This window comes from Mesorhizobium sp. M2A.F.Ca.ET.067.02.1.1 (assembly GCF_004023285.1).
Lineage (GTDB): Bacteria > Pseudomonadota > Alphaproteobacteria > Rhizobiales > Rhizobiaceae > Mesorhizobium.
The window spans coordinates 1-1,248 of the sequence record NZ_RZSB01001140.1; the positions used below are offsets into that span (position 1 = coordinate 1).

General features: G+C 67.9%; 1 pseudogene. It reads left to right on the forward strand.

The features are described from left to right. Positions 1-1,248, forward strand: a pseudogene (locus tag EOA28_RS36190) (helicase); the annotation flags it as partial.

Consider the following 1,248-nt stretch of genomic DNA (forward strand, 5'->3'; position numbering starts at 1 on the left):
GTCCCGCGCCGAGCGTTTCGTCAATTTCCAGATCGAGTCGCTGCTGAAGCCCCTGGTCGATTTGAAGAATGCCGACCAGCTCACCGGCATCGCGCGCGGCATCGCCTTCCAGCTCGTCGAGCATTTCGGCCTGATCAATCGCCGCGACATCGCCGAAGAGATGAAGTCGCTCGATCAGGAAGGCCGCGCGGCGCTCCGCCGGCTCGGGGTGCGCTTCGGCGCTTATCATGTCTTCGTGCCGGCGCTGATCAAGCCGGCTCCGGCCGGTCTGGTGACCTTGCTCTGGGCGCTGAAGAACGACGGCAAGGACAAGCCGGGCTTCGGCGACGTGGTGCATGCGCTCGCATCGGGCCGCACCTCGGTCGTCATCGACCCGGCCTTCGACAAGACCTTCTACAAGCTCGCCGGCTATCGCAATCTCGGCCGCCGCGCCGTGCGCGTCGACATCCTCGAGCGGCTTGCCGACCTCATCCGCCCGGCGACCAACTGGAAGCCCAGTCTCGGCCAGCGTCCGGACGGCGCCTATGACGGCCACGCCTTCATGGTGACGCCGCCGATGATGTCGATCCTCGGCGCCACCGCCGACGACATGGAAGAGATCCTGAAAGGTCTCGGCTATCGCTCCGAGGCGAAGCCGGCCGCCGAAGTGAAGGCGAAGCTCGAAGCCCAGGACAATGCCGCGCGTGAGGCGGCGGCGGCGAAGCTGGCGGCGGAAGAAGCGGCGCGTGCCGCGCAGGCGGCAGAGACGCAAGCCGCGGTCGCAGAGGCAACAGCCGAAGGCTCGGAGCCGGCAGTCGTCGAAGCTCCGACTGAAGCCGTCGCGGAAGCGGCGGAACCTGTCGCTGAAGTTCCGGCCGAAGCCAGCTCGGAAGCAGCAGCGGAACCTGCCGTTGAAGAGCCGGCAGAAGTTGCAGCCGAGGTCGCGGAAGAGGTTCCCACTGTGGAAGCCCCCGCTGCAGTGCTTGAGTCGGCCGAAGGCGCCGACGCCTTTACCTCCCCCTCGATGGGGGAGGTCGCGGCGCGAAGCGACGCGGGTGGAGGTGATGGCGCCGACGATGCAGATGCTGGGACGGCCGGCGCTCCCCACGAGGGGGAAGGCAAGGCCGACGAAACGCCAGCCGAAGCTGAAGAACCGAAGCCTGTCCTTCTGTGGCGCCTGGCGCGTTTCGACCATCAGCGCCCGCGCCAGCGTCACGACAACCGTCGCGACAATCGCCAGCGCGGTGACCAGCCGGCGCCCGTCTGGCC